General features: G+C 46.3%; 14 protein-coding genes and 1 pseudogene. 9 read left to right on the top strand and 6 right to left on the bottom strand.

Going from position 1 to position 13,079, the window contains the following annotated elements; all coding sequences use genetic code 11:
* Positions 1-34: 34 nt before the first annotated feature.
* Positions 35-463 (bottom strand): PH domain-containing protein, encoded by a 429-nt coding sequence (locus QU597_RS17820; protein WP_206100716.1) that lies wholly within the window; start codon positions 461-463, stop codon positions 35-37.
* Positions 464-727: 264 nt separating this feature from the next.
* Between QU597_RS17820 and QU597_RS17815 the strand changes: the two genes are divergently transcribed.
* Complete coding sequence (locus QU597_RS17815) at positions 728-925, top strand: hypothetical protein (protein WP_206105360.1); 198 nt, start codon at positions 728-730, stop codon at positions 923-925.
* Between the two features lie 103 nt (positions 926-1,028).
* Here the strand turns inward: QU597_RS17815 and QU597_RS17810 are convergent, their stop codons facing one another.
* Positions 1,029-1,382, bottom strand: coding sequence for a hypothetical protein (locus QU597_RS17810; protein WP_232380874.1), 354 nt, complete (start codon positions 1,380-1,382; stop codon positions 1,029-1,031).
* Between the two features lie 236 nt (positions 1,383-1,618).
* Between QU597_RS17810 and QU597_RS17805 the strand changes: the two genes are divergently transcribed.
* From QU597_RS17805 to QU597_RS17795, 3 genes are read left to right on the top strand one after another with little or no spacing between them, the layout of a single operon-like run.
* A complete protein-coding gene (locus QU597_RS17805) occupies positions 1,619-2,743 on the top strand; it encodes a copper amine oxidase N-terminal domain-containing protein (protein ID WP_206100715.1) in 1,125 nt (374 codons plus the stop codon).
* Between the two features lie 58 nt (positions 2,744-2,801).
* Positions 2,802-3,353 (top strand): hypothetical protein, encoded by a 552-nt coding sequence (locus QU597_RS17800; protein ID WP_206100714.1) that lies wholly within the window; start codon positions 2,802-2,804, stop codon positions 3,351-3,353.
* Positions 3,353-4,114 carry a CPBP family intramembrane glutamic endopeptidase gene (locus tag QU597_RS17795; protein ID WP_310829199.1) on the top strand — a complete coding sequence of 254 codons (762 nt, stop codon included), beginning with the start codon at positions 3,353-3,355 and terminating at the stop codon, positions 4,112-4,114. Before QU597_RS17800 ends, QU597_RS17795 begins: the two co-directional genes overlap by 1 nt.
* 701 nt (positions 4,115-4,815) lie before the next feature.
* Here QU597_RS17795 and QU597_RS17790 read toward each other — a convergent pair.
* Positions 4,816-5,769, bottom strand: a complete 954-nt coding sequence (locus tag QU597_RS17790; protein WP_310829198.1) for a serine hydrolase domain-containing protein — start codon at positions 5,767-5,769, stop codon at positions 4,816-4,818.
* A gap of 412 nt (positions 5,770-6,181) precedes the next feature.
* Here QU597_RS17790 and QU597_RS17785 point away from each other — a divergent pair, with 412 nt between their 5' ends.
* The 3 genes and pseudogenes from QU597_RS17785 to QU597_RS17775 all read left to right on the top strand — a co-directional run.
* Positions 6,182-6,745, top strand: a complete 564-nt coding sequence (locus QU597_RS17785; RefSeq protein WP_206100710.1) for a polymer-forming cytoskeletal protein — start codon at positions 6,182-6,184, stop codon at positions 6,743-6,745.
* A gap of 146 nt (positions 6,746-6,891) precedes the next feature.
* Positions 6,892-7,311: a YhfM domain-containing protein gene (locus tag QU597_RS17780; RefSeq protein ID WP_206100709.1), complete on the top strand. Its 420-nt coding sequence runs from the start codon at positions 6,892-6,894 to the stop codon at positions 7,309-7,311.
* A 240-nt stretch (positions 7,312-7,551) separates the two neighbouring features.
* A pseudogene (locus QU597_RS17775) lies at positions 7,552-7,767 on the top strand (GNAT family N-acetyltransferase); the annotation flags it as partial.
* 152 nt (positions 7,768-7,919) lie between these two features.
* Here the strand turns inward: QU597_RS17775 and QU597_RS17770 are convergent.
* Both QU597_RS17770 and QU597_RS17765 read right to left on the bottom strand, forming a co-directional pair.
* Complete coding sequence (locus QU597_RS17770; protein ID WP_310829196.1) at positions 7,920-8,840, bottom strand: DMT family transporter; 921 nt, start codon at positions 8,838-8,840, stop codon at positions 7,920-7,922.
* Positions 8,837-9,688, bottom strand: coding sequence for an AraC family ligand binding domain-containing protein (locus QU597_RS17765; RefSeq protein WP_310829195.1), 852 nt, complete (start codon positions 9,686-9,688; stop codon positions 8,837-8,839). Before QU597_RS17765 ends, QU597_RS17770 begins: the two co-directional genes overlap by 4 nt.
* 553 nt (positions 9,689-10,241) lie before the next feature.
* Here QU597_RS17765 and QU597_RS17760 point away from each other — a divergent pair.
* A complete protein-coding gene (locus QU597_RS17760; protein ID WP_310829194.1) occupies positions 10,242-10,931 on the top strand; it encodes a response regulator transcription factor in 690 nt (229 codons plus the stop codon).
* Positions 10,928-11,932 (top strand): sensor histidine kinase, encoded by a 1,005-nt coding sequence (locus QU597_RS17755; protein WP_206100703.1) that lies wholly within the window; start codon positions 10,928-10,930, stop codon positions 11,930-11,932. The genes QU597_RS17760 and QU597_RS17755 overlap by 4 nt, the downstream gene beginning before the upstream one ends.
* A gap of 9 nt (positions 11,933-11,941) precedes the next feature.
* Here QU597_RS17755 and QU597_RS17750 read toward each other — a convergent pair whose 3' ends face one another.
* Positions 11,942-12,877 (bottom strand): amidohydrolase family protein, encoded by a 936-nt coding sequence (locus QU597_RS17750; RefSeq protein WP_310829193.1) that lies wholly within the window; start codon positions 12,875-12,877, stop codon positions 11,942-11,944.
* Positions 12,878-13,079 lie beyond the last annotated feature (202 nt).

Below are 13,079 nucleotides of genomic sequence, written 5' to 3'. Positions count from 1 at the left end.
CAGGGGACTTTGCAGCATAGTGAAACCATTTTAATCAACCGTTCAGGCGTTTGTGGTTCTCATGCGCGATGCTGATGAGTGCGGTGTACAAAGGCTGTACATTGAATTTTTTGGAAAATTCAAATTTATAGACGGCCGTCTGCAGATTATTCGTTTTATGATACGGGGAGGTAATATAATGCAGATTGATTTCACAATCATCAAAACCGGTGCCGCCAGTCTCCATAGTGACTTCAAATATAGAGCTGAGGTGGATTGACGCCACGCGCGTTTTCTTGCCGGTGACACCTTGATGATCAATCAGAATTAAACGTTCATCCGTAATAATAAAAGCATCGCGGATCAGTTTGAAGCCTGAACGGATTTGTTCTTCAGGCATTAGATATGCCCCATACTGGTTCTTCAGCTCCGGAAGGGTCACCTCCGAATAATTGCCAAGTAAACCGCCGAACAAGTTAGCCATTTTATTCCCTCCTGAGTTCCACATACTGATGTGGATGTATTGTTGCTTTATTAATCTCTGTTAATATTCTCCAAAAACCGACATAATCCTGCTGTACTATAATGCTAAACTTATCTCAATAACTTTAAGCGTGGGATTAGAATGCCGGATATTCACGAAGAGGCAGACTGCTGCTGGTGATGGAATTGTTCAGGCGCAGGTTTTTGTGCCTTTTTCATTCTGCTTAAGTATATAAATTGAATGCATGGTGAAAAATATGGAAGAATGATAAAGAAGGGAGTGGCAAAGCTGGATATTACAATGGGATCAGATGAGGTCATTAACCGGATCAAGCAGCTCCAATCGGGTGGGGGAACGGTCAATAAGAAGCAGGTTAAGCAGCAGGATCCGGAATTAATGCGGAGCGCACTGTATTATTTTCCAAGCTGGGAACATGCTGTGAAGAACGCGGGACTGCTATAAGCAGCCCGCTAATACAAAGAGCCGGGAATCTGCAGAATTTAGGGTCTGCAAATCGCGGCTCTTTGTGCTGTCAATCAGATTCGTGAATAGGTATTCCGGACAGTCACGATTTTTGAACGATCGTTTGGCGTTCGATCGCTTTTTGATTTAAATGAAGCTGGTTCATATAATCGTTGATTTTTAGCTGCAGCTTGTGGAGAATCTCGATCTGCATCTCATTGATCCGGTCTTCAATACAAAAGGCTGAACAGGAGAGCTGGCCAGCCGTATATGACTTGGATTCATCCACCACGGTATTGAGCTTCTCTTTATAAATTCGCTTTACCGGGCCATCCTCACCTTTAATCTCGTAATAGCGGTTCGTCTCCAGCAGCAGTCTCCAATGACTTACCTTGACGTCAAATTCATCTTTTTCAATAGCCGCGGATACTTTCACAATTCTGATGTGACTGTCCATGGTGATAGATCCTCCTACAAACCCATAATATTAATGGGTTTTAATTTCGTGGTAAAGCCATTAGCGATTATATCATGTCAGTCAAGGTATTCCCACTGGAAGTTATGGTAAGATAGTTCAATCGGACTAAGTCTTAATACCCCCGAATGTTAAATAATGGGACTGCAACTTTTTTCTATTTTTTGAGTCCAATAAATGTATGAAAACAGGAAATAAGAGGAAGGGGTTGATCGTTCATGCGAAAAATATGGCTTGTTTTACCTTTGCTGGCCTTTTCACTGATTTTTGCTTCGGTCTCGTCTGCTGCTTCGAACGCTTATTTCAGCTATACATTGGAAAATGGGGGGTATGCTACCGGACCAGCACTGCTAAAGGATGGTACTGTTTATGCCCGGGCTACTTTTTTGGAATCGGCTGGCCTGCAGGTTACCTGGAATAAGTCCCACCGTCAGGCTACTTATACCGGATGGGAGAAGTCGGTAGTGATCACAGTAGGCAGCAAGACGGGGAAGCTGGACGAGAAAACTGTACAACTGGGCGGAACGCCTTTTGTATACAAGGATGAATTATATCTTCCTGCCCGGTTTATGGTCTATGCTCTGGGAGGCGAATCGGTAAGCTGGAATGCCAAAAGTGCAGTTTATACCGCTAAAGGTATTCAGACCTTCGCCAGTACCAATGCTTCCTATGCGGGTGTGAACTATACGGTTGATAAACAAACAGGGAAGCTATATGCTTCTACTCCCGCGGGTCGGCCCCGGCTGATTGCCAATCTGGGCTCAGAGCTATATGACATGGTTACTTTCGATTTTCAAAAGACAGCCGGAGGCTTAATATATCTGACCATATCAGATATTTACGGAGAGCCGCATATCAACAATAAATGGTATACGCTGATTATTAAGGACGGTATGGTGATCCGGCAGGCAAGCGTGGGGTACTGGATCCGGTTCGGAGATAATGTGAACATGTATGGAAACAAACTGATTCTGACGGATGGCAAGACTCTGCGGATAATCGAAGATGGGACAGGCAAAGTAGCAGAGACGATGGATTTAACCAAGCTTGGCGGTGTAGACGATAAGTATCTGATTGAAGGAATGGATGAGGATTTCCTGCTGATTCGTCCTAATCAAAAAGGCCTGCTTACCCTGATCGACCGCAAGACTGGCGCCAAAACATTGTTGTACAAAGCATTACTGGATGCAGACCAGCAACTTTATGCTGAAACGAATGATATTCCTTTCTATGGGGATCAGCTTGAATTTGTTGAACGCAAAGGCAATCTGCTGTTGTTCAAGAACCAGGCAGTCCGCGACGGCCGGATCTACGAATATGATCTTTCCAAGACTCAGCCTTAGGCTGAGTTTTTTACAGGCATGGTAGAGATAGAACCTTTATAGAAAGGTGGTATTCCAATTGGATTATTTATATCATTACTATGAGAAGGCAATCGGACCTTTTCGAAATCTGTCAGATCTGCCGGCGGATGAGGCCGCAGAAGTTCTTGACTCGATTAAACACAATAAGGATGTTATGGCGGGGCGCAGAGCTGCAGGATATATGAAAAGAAGATACGAGCTGGAGCAGCTGGCCAGAGCGATGTTCATTGCCAAAGGAGGGCAGCCGGTCAGAAAAGTCCCGCATTATATGGTAGTCGGCGAATGTGAATGGCTGAATAGCTGGTATGAGGAAGGCGCAGCAGTGAAAATCCATATCTCCAGTTTTAACACCGATACTTTATCCTTCTCGTATGGAGATTTATTTCCGACCTTCAGCCCGAAGGTAGACGACGGCAAGGAGTATCGCGGAAATATTTATACATATAAAGAAATGGTACAGCTTATACATAAATATGGTCTGCCTCAGGTCTGGAACAAAGAGGGTACAAAGGGTCCGGAAAGGTATATTGAAGTGCAGGTCTGGGACGATGAACCTCTGCAAATAAGTAGAATTAAAGGAGAGAAGTAATGACAAACACCCGTAAAAAGAGTCATCCCGTTATATTCTCGCTTATGCTTGGTATCCTGCTGACGTTATTGATTTCCATAGCTTCGGCAGCCGCAAGCATTATGGAATTAAGTGACAACGGGATATTGGTTGCCCAGGCCGGAGCCTTTCTAGTCATGGCTGTGATCGTTACCGTATACATGACCAGAGGCAGCAGGAGCTTAGCACAGTTCGGGTTCAAGCCGCTGGAGGGAGCCTCTTCCAAAGATGCACTCTACTATCTCCCCCTGCTGATCATTGCCTTGGTTCAGCCGTTTATAGGCGGTATAAACGTGAAGCTGACCACAGCTGAGGTATTGTTCTACCTGGTGTTCACTCTGCTGGTTGGTTTTACGGAGGAATCGGTATTCAGAGGTATTATCAGAGACAAGCTAAAGTTCAAAGGCTCCGTATTCTACATCGTGTTTTCGTCGATCTTCTTTGGAATCTTACATATGTCTAATGCTTTAAACGGAAACGACCTTGCACATGTTCTGATGCAGGTTATCAATGCGCTGCTGCTCGGCTGTATTCTCGCCCTGCTGATTGAAACAACGGGCAATATTATTCCGCTGATTGCTTTTCATTTTGTGTATGATGCCTTAGCGTTTATGACAAAGGAGAATTCGGACAAAGAACTCCTGGCCGTTATTATATTAAACCTCTTATATCTGGTGTATGGCATTTACCTGGTTTACAATTTGCGGAGACGTAAGAAGCTGAATACAGCTCCGGGGGAATAGGATTCATGCAACATAAAATTTTAGCTGACATAACCGTGTTAAAGCTGAAAATAAAAGTGGAGCACCATTTGCGGCTTAATATTTTTTTACATTGTAAATTGCACGTAAAACCACAAAAAAAGGAGCAATTCTTAGGCTATGGCGGCCATATCTCCGGGAATAGGCTTTTCCAGGAAATACGACAAAATATGAAAAATTATGAATGTTTAAAATCCAGCGGTTATGCGCTAAGATAGTGTCATCACCAACAAGTAGCTGCAACACATGTTTTTTAGAAGCTTACTTGCAGGTGATTAATTGAAGGAAGGAGAGATTCCCAAAGAAACCATGAACAAGGAACAAGCTTTTCAGGCAAGACACATCTTGCAGTCGAAGGAGCGTGATTCCGTTGAAGCAGGTTAGCGAAGCGTACAACTGCGGTTGACACAGTAGGGAAAACGTCCGTGAAAACGTTTTTCGTGTAATCGTGTACGCGGGGAACTCATCCCATATGCAGGACATGGAGCAATACTCCGATTACGGAGCGAACGGGAAATACCGAATATGAATTAACAATTACCATGTCAGGGATATGGATTGTTGCTGGAGGAAATGATTGAATTGAATATTGGATTGGACACATAAGTCCCCGTTACCTAGGTTTATAAGGTAGACGGGGATTTATGCATTTTCCGGCTGAATTTTATAGGTGAGGGTCTTTCTCAGAGGGATCCTTCACTGAGCAGCGGAGCGATCCATTCGCGGAACACATCTACAGGAGGTTTCTTCTGCTTGCCCTGGTGATCTTGTGTTAGAACAACAACTGTCTCAAGCGCAGGAAGTACATAAACAAATTGCCCACCATACCCTCTGGCGTAATAATAGTGCAATTCAGATCCTGTTGTACCGCCTGCTGCAATAGCATAGCTGTCTGTCCACCAATGCCAGCCGTAGCCGCCGCGCCGGGGAGCTTCCGCCTGTATGGCGGTTTGCGTGGAGCGGGTGATCAGCTCTGAAGGAATCAGCTGCCGCTCCGCCCAATTCCCTTGCTGCAAGTAGAGCTGCCCAAACATCAGCAGATCGGATGGCCGCAGGCGAAGCCCGAATCCTCCGGTATGAATCCCTTGCGGATCCTGCTCCCACTCATACTGCTCAATTCCAAGTGGCCCGAACAGGTGCAACTCAGCAAACCGGGCAGTGGGTATCTCTGTTCCTTGTACCAGAATAGCCGACAGCAGCTGTGAGACACCGGAGTTGTATTCCATATGCTCCCCTGGATTATGCGACAGCTTCTGCTGCAGCACGAAATTCGTCCAGTTCTCTGACCGGGTCATCCGGGGAAAAGAGTTCTGTCCGCCAAATTCAGTCCAGTTGAACCCTGCGGACATCGTTAACAATTGCTCCAGGGTGATTGCTGCCTTACGCTTATCTGTGTCCAGCTGAAGTTGGGGATAGAAATGCGACAGGGGAGTAGAAGGCTGTGGAAGCAAGCCCTGCCCGATAGCGATGCAGATCAGCGCGGATAGAATGCTTTTGGTACAGGAGTTGATTTTGGCAATCTGGGTAACAGTGTGAGGCTCTCTATATTGTTCATATATAAGCCGGCCTTCCCGGCTGATCAGACAGCTGCGTAAATTCTGCGGCGCAAGTGCTGCGGACAGTTGAGATATATTCATTGCGGAATTCCTTTCTTATGCCGTTGGATTGCTGTCTTTTTCGTTTCATTGTACATATCTGATAAAGAGTGTACCAGTCCGCATGGGAAAAAGCGAAATAACAAGGTGAAATACCCCTATCATGATCTGAGTTTGGGGCTGATTAAGGAATATTCAATGATTGTTCCTAAGGCTGAACTGGAAAAGTGGACCAGAAAAGGATGGATTGGGGATAGAACCTTATGTCTCATATGTGACTTAATCAGGCGTCAGTCCGGACGGATAAATGGTATATTTTAGCTCTGCATGGATATTTTTACACGCTTTTTTTGCGCTTTCATGTAGTGACACAAATTTGTGAAAAACATCACGTGATATTTTTCAAATTTTAATATATAATATGGTTATTAAAAAGAAATAGGGGGATTTAAAAATGAAATTTGTTAAAGTTTTGCTGGTTGCGGGTGTTTCTGCTGCATTGTTGTCAGGTTGCGGTTCGAATGGTAACAATGAAGGAAATGAAGCGGCTGCTACAGCTACAACTGCTCCTACAGCTGCTGCACAGACAGATGCAGTATCTACAGCATCCATTGTTAAAGAACAAGATCCATTCCTTAAAGCAGTAAGCGCAGAAGGTAACTGGATCGTAGCGATCCTTAATGACCTGACAGTAGATCAGGATGTTGTTGTAGCCGGGGAATTCCATGATAAAGGCGCTGCCGAAAATGCAATTTACCGCAAGCTTGCCCTGTATGCTCAGGATGCTGACCACAAAGTTACAGCCAGCTACACTCTTACTGCACCTAAAGTGACTGTTCAAAGTGAAAACTTCAGAGTGCAAGGCGGAACGATCAAAGGTGACGTTTACGTAGAAGCTAACGGCTTCAACCTGTATAAAGATGCTACAATCGACGGTAACCTGTACTTTGCAAATGCAGATGTACAAGCATCCGCTGTTATGGAAGGTAAAGTGACTGGAGCAACTGAAGTTAAATAATTACTTCACACTCCGCAAGGTAGAATAAATAGAGCCTGCATACTTAATCCCTATACTAGGAGGTTGAGTTAGCAGGCTTTTTTCTTGTCTCTGCAGAAATATATGGAAAGGTTATCCATCAGAGTCCAAGATAAGGAGGAACTAGGGTGCGAATATGGATGTTTCTGCTCTCCTGTATGCTGTTATTTGGAATTCTGGGCTGCAGTGAACCTAAAGTGAGAGAGGTGGATAAGATACGGCTGGAGTGTGTGGATTTATGTACCAGTGATCAGCAATCTACCGTACCCTTTACAGAGAAAACGTATACTGGAGCAGATGAAATTAGAACCTTCGTTAGTGCCATCGATAAGTCGGTCAAAATGAGCGGGGTATTGGATTACGGGACTTATTTTCTGATGTATGTGTCCTATGAAGATGACAGCCAGAAGACTTATGTCTTGAATATTTCTGATTCCGGTCAAAAGGGGATTAGAGGCCTGCTGGTCGATACTGAAGATAGCGGGCAAGGTTATGAGATCCCGGCAGCGATTCATGAGGAACTGAGAGAGCTGATTTACCGGAAATAATGCTGAGAAAGGATAATAGATGTGACAATTGTAGTGAGACGAGCCACAGTTGACGATGCCGAAGACCTGGCCAGGCTAAACTTTGAGTTTAACGGCGGGGAGCCACGGCTATGTCAGGATATAATAGCGAGCTTAAGGAGCAATCAGGAATTGGTCGCAGTAGCTCTAATGCTGGATGAAGTTGTAGCATTTGGGTGCGCACAGAGCTAGAGGTCTTTCTGTTATCCCGGTGCATACGGGGAGATTACTGAAATGTATGTATCAGAAGTTGGCCGAAGGAAAGGCGCTGCGACAGCGCTGATTGCTTTTTTAGAACAGGAGCTAAGCTATCAAGGTGTCACCAGTGTTAAGATTCTAACCGGCAAAACTAACAATCCGGCGCTGAAGACATACCAAGCAAGTGGCTATATTACAAGTGCTGAAACGGTGTTGCTAAAAGAGGTAAAGAGAGCATGAATAAACTTTATTTTGCCATTACTCGTTCAAGAACTTGGCGGAACTATTAACAGCGGCCCCCGGCTGTTTCCGATCAGCCCGACGTATTATGCATTGTATTTCGCCGATCCCTGCGGTAATCAATATGAGCTGGTGCACCGGCTTAATTAATATTATTCTTGTACAGCGATCCCCTTGCCGGGGGTCGTTTTTGGTTTGCGCTCAGAGATATAAGAGCCGCATAACGTGAGCAGGGTACCGATCAGGATGGCCCAAGTGAGCTGTTCATGCAGAAACAACGCAGCGGCAGCCACAGTTATGACCGGAACAAGATAGATATATACGCTTGTTCTGACCGCTCCCAAAATGCCGACAGCACGGTTCCAAGTCACGAAGCATAATGCTGAAGCTCCCAGACCTAAGTACAGAAGATTCATGAGACTGGCTGCATCATATAATCTGTCCAGACGGAACTGGAAATCCATCAGGGGTAAAGCAGGCAGCATTCCGAGCAGTCCATAGAAAAACACTCTGCGGGTTACGCCGATAGTGTTATGCTGCAGTGCACTGATTTTGCGCATCAATACTGAATAAATAGCCCAAACCACAGGAGCCACTAAGGCCAGCAGGTCGCCGAGCGGATTCAGCTCCACCCGGAAACTTCCGTTCAGTAAGAGGCAGACAATTCCGCTCAGCGCAATCAGAAAACCTGTGATGAAAGAGGGGGTTAAGCGTTCCTCGTGTAACAGGAAGTGGGCGAGCACCGCGGTCAGAAACGGGGCAATCGACACAATTACACCGACGTTGGAGGCCAGCGTGTAGACCAGGGCAATATTCTCGATCAGAAAATACAACGTGACTCCGCATAGCCCGGCGGCAATAAACAGAACTTCCTCTTTGATGGATTTTGTCCGGATCCGGTGCGGATGAAGCAGGGACAAGACCAAATACCCCAGAATAAACCGGAAGAACAAGATTTCAAGCGGAGTAAAGTCAGTCAGCAATATTTTGGTCGAGATAAAGGTGGTTCCCCAGATCATAATTGTTAGGAAGGCAAGCATATGTCCGGTGGCCGCAGTGTGTTCGTTTTTCATGATGAAGCGACCTCCGATGTTTTCTCTTCCGCCTGTTGTGTAAATATCCGCAGATACTGCTTGGGCGTTAAGCCGATCAATTTTTTGAAGAAATTCGTAAAATGGCTCTGGTCGCTGAACCCGGTCTGCAGGGCGACTTCCATCGGCAAAACCCCTTGCTTCAGCAGCCGTTTGGCGTGGTTAATACGAATCGTCTCCAGATAACGGTACGGGGAGATGCCTTTTTGCTTAGTAAACAACCGCAGCAGGTGATATTTGCTCAGACCTGTCAATTCTGTCAGCTGATTTAGTGTAATATTTTCAGTATAATGACCCTCTATGTATTGGCAGATCATTTTGATTTCTGTCGTAAGCTCCGTAGCGGGAATAGGTGTACCGGCGTCCGAATATTCCCGCAGCAGCTGCTCCAATAGGAACAGGAACAATTCTTCTTTCTGAAAATCCGCCTGTTCGTCCAGAAGCATCTGATGCAGATCATGCAGCGGCGAAGCCAGCTCACTCTGGAAGAGTACCGCCTGTGTGAACCGCGGCAGATAGTCTTTTCCCGTAATCTCTTGCACATACTGGCGCATAATCTCAGGCTGGACATTGATGCAGCGGTAATCCAGGGTTCTTCCATCCACCTGTTCACAGGAATGGGGGTCCTGCGGGTTGAAGATGATTACATCTCCGCTGTTCAGGATATATTCCTCATTGCCGCATAGCAGATATCTTTTACCTTGTTCAATATACCCGATAACGTAATAGTCGTGAAAATGATTGGGGAATTTCTGCATAATTCCTTCAAAACGGTATGCCTCCAGCGTAAGCTCTGTATCAAAAACGACGGTCCGGACTTCACGAGCCAACTGTGTTCACCTTCTTTTCCGATAGTGTATAGCTATTATAATACGAATTTTATGGATGTTCTTGAATGATGTTGCGCTGAAGGGGAGCGGACATCGTCCGTTATTTACCAGATTATAGTATAATGATGGGAGTTATCGGGATCGTATTGTTTGACAGGAGGAATTATGGAGAATACAACCGTATACAAAGCAAGACGTCCCTCGTAAATATCGCTGCTGATAGGATTAAGTTTGAGTATGGGGTTATGGAGCTATTTTATCATTATCGGCGCTTGGGATTTTCACTTAGCTTTTGCATGCCAGTGACATCAAGACTGTGTTTGTAAAAGGTTATTTCGTGCCTGTCATCGGTATTAGACCTAAGGGGAATTTACTTGTGCCTTACAAGAATTGTTTCCGTTTAGAAAATGATAATTACATAAAAGACCTGACGGAATGGGCGGAGCAAAGGAAAATCAAAGTATCCCATAAGCGGTTTATGCGATGGCTTTAAAAATAGATTCATAATCAGTATTATTAATCATGCATTGAGATTCGAAACGGGGTGCCTTTTTTGTTCAAAATCATGTTGGTCGAAGATGATGTTACTTTATTTAAAGAGATAAGGGAGCGCTTATCCCAATGGTCCTATGAGGTATACGGCATCACGGATTTCTCCAAAGTACTGCAGGAGTTCACGGCGGTTAAACCGGAGCTTGTCATCATTGATATCCAGCTGCCGCTATATGACGGGTTCCATTGGTGCCGGATGATCCGGGCGCATTCCAATGTGCCGATTATTTTTCTCTCCTCCCGCGATCACCCGAGTGATATGGTTATGTCCATGCAGCTTGGCGCGGATGATTTCATGCAGAAGCCGTTCCATTTCGAGGTGCTGATCGCCAAAATCCAGGCTACCCTGCGCCGGGTGTACAACTACAGCAGCGAACGGACGGAGCTGAAGACATGGCGGGGGGCGACGATTGAATATGTGAAAAATACAGTTACAAATAGCCTCGGTGCCGCTCTGCTCACCAAAAATGAAATGTTCATTCTAAAAATACTGGTGGAGCGTAAGGATCAGATTGTCGACCGTGAGGAACTGATCAAAAACCTTTGGGACAATGAGCATTTCGTGAGCGATAATACGCTGACTGTGAATGTGAACAGGCTGCGCAAAAAGCTGGAGCCGCTGGAGCTGGACGCTTTTATTGAAACCAAGGTCGGGCAAGGTTATATGGCGACCGAAGAGGCGGCGTTATGATCACCAAATACATAAAAGAGAAGCGGAGCTGGCTCTGCCTGCTTGCCGGGATTCAAGTGATGATCCTGTTTGTTGCTTTCGTGGATGCTTCCATACCCTTTCTGCCGCTTCTCTATATTGTTCTGCTGAATGTGCTGGTTTGTACGGCGTTTGTGTTCATCCGATTTCAAAAGGAGACCCGGTTCTACAGGGCCGTCAAAGCCTGGGACCAGGTATATGATCTTGAGGCGTTTGACGAAGCGGACAGTCCGTTTGAACAGATTGTGCAGGAGGCAGTAACCGCCCAGACAGAACGCTACCGCCGGGAATCCTCTATGAGCTTCCGGCTGCTGGAGCAGGAGAAGGATGACCTCCTGTCGTGGATCCATGAGGTGAAGACCCCGCTCACTGCGATGCAGCTGATGATTGAACGCCTTCCGGATGAAACGCTGCGGAGCCAGATCATGTACGAATGGCTGCGGATACATCATCTGCTCGACCAGCAGCTTCATCAGAAGCGTATTCCGTTTATGCGCAATGATCTTTTCATTGAGGACACCGGACTTGAACCAATCCTTAATCAAGAGATCCGGGCGCTGAAGTCCTGGTGCATTCCCAAAGGAATCGGGTTCGATGTGTCGCTAGAGGCGAAAACGGTGCTTACTGACGGGAAGTGGCTCGGGTTCATGCTCCGGCAATTGCTGACGAACGCCGTGAAATACAGTGAAGCTTCGGATATTGCAGTTAGGAGCTGGGAAACGGATGGACATGTTGTACTGGTCATTGAAGATCAGGGGAGAGGGATCGATCCCAAGGATCTGCCGCGTATTTTTGACAAGGGCTTCACCTCCACACTGGGCAGGCAGGAAGGGGCGGCTACCGGCATGGGCCTCTATTTGACGAAGCAGGTGGCGGAGCCGCTGCTGATTGGCATCCGGGCGGAGTCGGCACCCGGGAAAGGCACAACATTTACACTGACCTTTCCGCGGGAGAATGATTTCGTGAGGCTTGCCGGCCACTGATTGCAGGCATTATCTTCGGAGTCCGGTTTCACGGATATCATTCAGCTCATTCGCCGACATTAACCCGGAGCTGTACAGATTCAGATATTCTTCGGAAACACTCTGATTAAAGATCAGCATATCGTCAGAATTGATAGTTACGGGTACTCCGGCATCATACAGGGCCCGGACGGGATGGGTGGAGTAATTATCTGTCCGGCCGAGCATCACATTGCTGGTCGGGCACACATTTAAGGTAATGTTATGCCCGGCAAGCCAGTTCATGACTTGGGGAGACTGCGCTGCGGCGATTCCATGATGAATCTCCTGGAGCTCCAGCTCTTCGACGGCTTCCATTACATCATCGGCTGTGCCGAATTCACCGGAATGAGCTTTTAGAATGAGCCCGGCCTCCTTGGCCCGGCGATAGAGAGAGCGGAAATTTCCTATCGGCTGGGCCAGCTCAAGACCGCAGATATCAACGGACTTGAACCAGTGATAGGACAGGATTTCATCCAATCTGTCCAATGCTTCGTCAACATTATCACGGCTGTCAAATGCCAGCTCCGGCAGGAATTGTGTGTGCGGCGCATAATGATGACTCAAGCCGTCCATTGTATGTATGAATGACTCCATACCTCCGAGGGCATCAATTTCATCTATCCCGTAGCTCAGGGCCAAGCGTTCAATCCCGTCATCAGCAGCCTGGACGAAGGAAGCCTCAATTCGTTTCAGATAGCCTTGGATACCCGGGCAAAGGCTTTTTACATTACTGACGAACCACTCCTGCATCTCACCCAAAGATCCGAATTTGGAGGAAGGCGGCAGGATAGTGGTATTCGCCCAGTCTCCGATATACTTGATATTGCCTCCGCGCCCGGCGTGGTTATGTAAGTCGCTTTTGGAGATTCTGCGCAGCTCATCCAGCGAATGATTTTCTAGAGCATCAATGAATTGATTTTTCATTGTAACCTCCTAAGATTAGATTTGCTAACAGGTAAATTTAGGATGTGACATTTTGAATATAGCACACCAGCTATATTAGTGGAACTTGACCTTACCTGAATGGGCAGAAGTGACGGAGGGGAAGTTTGGAGCTGGAGGAGCGATAGCGACCGCCTGTAAGCTTTCCGGAGGAAAGCTCGCATCGAAAGCATAAACTGTTCAC

It is taken from the genome of Paenibacillus pedocola (assembly GCF_031599675.1).
GTDB lineage: Bacteria > Bacillota > Bacilli > Paenibacillales > Paenibacillaceae > Paenibacillus_AQ > Paenibacillus_AQ pedocola.
The sequence above is the reverse complement of the archived record's forward strand: the minus strand, read 5'-3'. Positions and strand labels throughout refer to the sequence as shown.

What these genes read in the sequence shown, in the direction of transcription:
- QU597_RS17820 (WP_206100716.1), bottom strand. Translation starts at nt 463, where the DNA reads ATGGCTAACTTGTTCGGCGGTTTACTTGGCAATTATTCGGAGGTGACC.
- QU597_RS17815 (WP_206105360.1), top strand. Translation starts at nt 728, where the DNA reads ATGATAAAGAAGGGAGTGGCAAAGCTGGATATTACAATGGGATCAGAT.
- QU597_RS17810 (WP_232380874.1), bottom strand. Translation starts at nt 1,382, where the DNA reads ATGGACAGTCACATCAGAATTGTGAAAGTATCCGCGGCTATTGAAAAA.
- QU597_RS17805 (WP_206100715.1), top strand. Translation starts at nt 1,619, where the DNA reads ATGCGAAAAATATGGCTTGTTTTACCTTTGCTGGCCTTTTCACTGATT.
- QU597_RS17795 (WP_310829199.1), top strand. Translation starts at nt 3,353, where the DNA reads ATGACAAACACCCGTAAAAAGAGTCATCCCGTTATATTCTCGCTTATG.
- QU597_RS17790 (WP_310829198.1), bottom strand. Translation starts at nt 5,769, where the DNA reads ATGAATATATCTCAACTGTCCGCAGCACTTGCGCCGCAGAATTTACGC.
- QU597_RS17785 (WP_206100710.1), top strand. Translation starts at nt 6,182, where the DNA reads ATGAAATTTGTTAAAGTTTTGCTGGTTGCGGGTGTTTCTGCTGCATTG.
- QU597_RS17770 (WP_310829196.1), bottom strand. Translation starts at nt 8,840, where the DNA reads ATGAAAAACGAACACACTGCGGCCACCGGACATATGCTTGCCTTCCTA.
- QU597_RS17755 (WP_206100703.1), top strand. Translation starts at nt 10,928, where the DNA reads ATGATCACCAAATACATAAAAGAGAAGCGGAGCTGGCTCTGCCTGCTT.
- QU597_RS17750 (WP_310829193.1), bottom strand. Translation starts at nt 12,877, where the DNA reads ATGAAAAATCAATTCATTGATGCTCTAGAAAATCATTCGCTGGATGAG.